We start from the raw sequence: 3,760 nt of genomic DNA, 5'->3' as shown, positions 1-3,760 counted from the left end.
ACCCGGCCTCGGCGAGGTCGCCGTCGTAGGTGGGCGCCGTCGGTCAGCGGCGCGGTGGGCCCCGTACCGCCCGGGCGGCGCTCGCCGGCAGGCGAGGTGCCGGTGGCACCGTCGACCGCGTCGACCGCGGCGGCCGTAGCGATCGGGCCGTCGGGACCGAATCCGTCCGGCAGCGGCCCGATCTGGTCGAACACCTCGACCGGTTCGCGGTCCCGAGGCTCCTCGGGCAGCAGTTCCGCCGCCTGGGCCAGGGCACGCCGCACGCCGGTCGCCGAGCGGAAACGGTTCTGCGGGTCGGGGTGCAGCAGTGCCCCGAGCACGTCCCACAACGCGTCCGGGACGCCTTCGGGCGCGTCCGGACGGCCGTCCTCGTACGCCTCGTACAGCTCCTGCGAGTCCGGCTTCGCGCCGGTGAGCAGGTACAGGCCCACCAGGCCGACGGCGTACAGGTCGGCCGGGAAGTCCGGTTCGGCGCCCAGCATCTGCTCGGGTGCGAAGTAGCCGGGCGTCCCCATGACGAAGTTGGTCTCCGTCAGGCGGGGTTCACCCTTCCGCATCGAGATCCCGAAGTCGGAGAGCCGCAGCCGCGGCCTGCCCGTGCCGGTGGCGTCGAGCAGGATGTTCGCGGGTTTGATGTCCCGGTGGACGACACCCTCGTCGTGCACCGCCTGGAGGCCGGAGAGCAGCTGGTCCAGCAGCGTCACCACGAACTCCGGCGGCAGCGGACCGTAGTCGCCGATCAGGTGGGACAGCGATCCGCCCGAGACCAGGTCCATGGTGAAGAGGACCTTGTCGTCGTCGGCGGCCCAACTCGCCGGCGCCAGCACGTGGGGGTGGTCGACGCGCAGAGCCTGCTCCCGGACGAACCGCAGCAGGGTGTGTGCGTCGGACTGCAGGAGCACCTTCGCCGCCACGTAGCGCCGTCGTCGACGGTCCCAGGCACGCCAGACCGCGCCGACCCCGCCCCGGCCGACCGGGTCGATCAGTTCGTACCGTCCTGCGAAGACCTCACCCATGGTGTGCCCGCCCTCAGCCCTGGTGCTTCTCGTAGTGCTCCACCGCGTCACGGGTCCGCGCGACCCCGTAGATCCGCAGGAACTCCGCCAACTCGGGGTGGGTGTCCGCGAGCGTCGCGGACGCGCTCTGGATCTCCGAGGCGTCGGCCACCGACCGCAGCAGCGCCTGGATCTCCCTGACCACCCGCTTGGTGGGGTTGGCCGGTACGCCCGTCTGACCCGAGCGGGTAGAGGCGGAGTTGGGGCCGAGGACGTTCCCGCCGGCGCTGCGCCGGATCTCCTCCATCGCGGCGGTCGCCTCGGCGGCGCTGACCTGCCCGCCGCGGACCTCCGTCGCGAGGTCCTGCAACGCCCGGACCCGCTGCACGACGGCCGGGTTGCCGATCTTCGCCCGCTGGCCGCTCATCAGCTGCGACAGCATCGGGGCGGAGAGGCCGAGGACGACGGCGAGACGCGCCTGGTTGAGCCCGAGATCGGTGATGAGACGGCGGAAGAGCGCACCGAGCGGCTCGCCGTACCAGGTGGTCTGCTGCTCACGTGCGCGATCGGTGGCCTCGTGCTGCCCCGTCTCCATATCTCCTTCTCCCCTGTTGTCCCCTGGTCCCCCGGTGGGGCTTCACGTACGCGAAGTCCGCGTCATCCTACGGAGCCGAGCGGCGTCCGGCGATACCCGGTCGGAATCAGGGCGGATGATTGGGTACGCTGGTACCGCATGGGGCGTTAGCTCAGTTGGTAGAGCGCTGTCTTTGCATGGCAGATGTCAGGAGTTCGACTCTCCTACGCTCCACCCCGGGCGCCTGATCAGGCGCCGAGAGGCCCGGCCGGTCACACCGGCCGGGCCTCTCGCGTGTGCGCCGTCGGGAGCCGCCGCGCGGTGGCGGAGCTCTTAGCCGTTCAGCAGCTCCGGCGGCGGGGTCCGGTCGTCGTCGATGGGCTCGGTGCGTTCCAGCTCGCCCCAGACGATGTAGCGGTACGTCGAGGTGTAGATCGGGGTGCAGGTCGTCAACGTGATGTACCGACCCGGCTCGGTGGCGCCGGACTCCGTCGGCACCGGGTCGAGGACCGCGGTGTTGTAGCGGGAGGTCGAGGGCAGCGTGGAGTAGACCTTGTAGACGTACCAGGTGTCCTGCGTCTCGAAGACGATCGCGTCGCCCTCCTCGACCGCGTGGATGTCGTGGAACTTCGCCCCGTGGCCGTCGCGGTGGGCGGCGAGCGAGAAGTTGCCCTCCTCGTCCCAGGGCATCGCCGACTCGACCGGCTCGTCGTAGTAGCCGGCGACGCCACCGTTCAGGATGTCGAGGTCGATGCCCTCCTTGACGAGGATCTCGCCCTCGTTCATCGCCGGCACGTGCAGGAACCCGATGCCGTCCTGCGCGTCGTACACCGGCGGCTGTCCCGGTTCGGTCGCGTCCTGCCGCTGCCACTGCTCGCGCACCGCGTCGCCGTCGCGCCGCGCCTCCTGGTTGGCGACCACATTGGTCCACCAGAGGGAGTAGGCGACGAAGAGGCCGAGGACGATGCCGGCCGTGATGAGGAGCTCGCCGAAGAGGCTGAACCCGGCGAGCATCCAGCGCGTGGCGCGGCCGGGGCGAGGGGCGGGCGAGGGGCCCGACGCGCCCACGGGGCCGCCGTCACCGTCAGCGTTGCCGCCGTCACCGTCACCGTTCCCGTTGCCGTCAGTGGCCTCCGGGCCGTCGTCGTCGGCCCGGTCCGTTCCGGTGTCCCCGGCCGGTCCCGCGGCTCCCGCCGCTGCCGGGGGGCCCTCGCGGTCCGACGTGCCGGTCCGGATCCCGTCCGGCTCGGAGGCGGCTCTCTCGTCGTGCTCCGGGTCCGCCCCGGCCTTTCGGTGCTCCACCGGGTGGCTCCCTGGCTCTGGTTCAGTTGAGGAGGGCATCGGGCTTTCCCTCCGAGCGCGGCTGCTCGGACACCATCTCGCCCCAGACGATCAGCCGGTAGGTCGACGTGAACTCCGGCGTGCACGTGGTGAGGGTGATGTACCGGCCGGGCGCGCTGAAGCCGCTCCCGTCCGGGACGGGGTCCAGCACCTGGACGTGCGCGGGCGAGGTCGAGTCGAGCCGGCTGCGCATCTCGTACAGGTAGTAGGTGCTCTCGGTCTCCACGACGATGGGCTCGCCGGGGTTGATGCGGTTGATGTAGCGGAACGGCTCGCCGTGGGTGTTGCGGTGGGCCGCCAGACCCATGTTGCCCTCGGCGTCCCAGGGCATCGCCGTGGGGAGTCCGTCCTCCGCGGAGTAGCGGCCGACCATGCCCCGGTCGAGCACGCTCGCCGGGTCGACGCCCTCGGCGATCGGCACCCGGACCCCGATCGTCGGCAGGTGGAGGAGGGCGAAACCGTCGCCGGGCGAGAACACGCCGGGCGAGGTGTCCACCTCGCCGCCGTCGTCCTCGCCCTCGGTGCCGTCCTCGGTGTCGTCGCCCTCCGTGGCGCCGTCCCCGTCCCCGCCGCCGCCACCGCTGCCGCTGTCCCACTGGTCCAGCAGGGCGTCGACCTGCGAGTTGGCGTGCGCGCGGGCCTCCACGTTGGTCCACCAGAGCTGGTAGGTGACGAAGAGCATCATCAGCACACCGGTGGTGATCATCACCTCGCCGAAGACGTTCGCGATCTTGTTGGCGCGGGTCGCCTTCTCCTGGCGTTCGGCCTTCCGGCGGGCCGTGTGACGGTGCGCGGCGAGGAGGCGGTACTCCCGGCCACCACCGAGGAGGAGGCCGCCGAGGCGCTGGAG

4 protein-coding genes and 1 tRNA gene are annotated in these 3,760 nt (G+C 71.6%); 1 reads left to right on the top strand and 4 read right to left on the bottom strand.

Going from position 1 to position 3,760, the window contains the following annotated elements; genetic code table 11:
- Both HCJ92_RS23040 and HCJ92_RS23035 read right to left on the bottom strand, forming a co-directional pair.
- Positions 1-1,016 (bottom strand): serine/threonine-protein kinase (locus tag HCJ92_RS23040; RefSeq protein WP_167935540.1); only part of this gene is annotated, 1,016 nt, incomplete at its 3' end.
- 13 nt (positions 1,017-1,029) lie between these two features.
- The gene (locus HCJ92_RS23035) at positions 1,030-1,590 is read right to left on the bottom strand and encodes a helix-turn-helix domain-containing protein (protein WP_167935539.1); all 561 of its coding nucleotides are present in this window, start codon (positions 1,588-1,590) and stop codon (positions 1,030-1,032) included.
- A 140-nt stretch (positions 1,591-1,730) separates the two neighbouring features.
- On the opposite strand from HCJ92_RS23035, the gene HCJ92_RS23030 reads away from it, so the two are divergent.
- Positions 1,731-1,803, top strand: a tRNA-Ala gene (locus HCJ92_RS23030).
- Between the two features lie 99 nt (positions 1,804-1,902).
- Here HCJ92_RS23030 and HCJ92_RS23025 read toward each other — a convergent pair.
- Both HCJ92_RS23025 and HCJ92_RS23020 read right to left on the bottom strand, forming a co-directional pair.
- Complete coding sequence (locus tag HCJ92_RS23025) at positions 1,903-2,637, bottom strand: class E sortase (protein ID WP_420824765.1); 735 nt, start codon at positions 2,635-2,637, stop codon at positions 1,903-1,905.
- Between the two features lie 256 nt (positions 2,638-2,893).
- A partial coding sequence (locus HCJ92_RS23020; protein WP_167935537.1) for a class E sortase occupies positions 2,894-3,760 on the bottom strand: 867 nt, incomplete at its 5' end.

This window comes from Streptomyces spiramenti (assembly GCF_012034385.1).
GTDB classification, from domain to species: domain Bacteria; phylum Actinomycetota; class Actinomycetes; order Streptomycetales; family Streptomycetaceae; genus Streptomyces; species Streptomyces spiramenti.
Note: the sequence above shows the minus strand (reverse complement) of the source record. Positions and strands in the feature narration are given on the sequence as shown.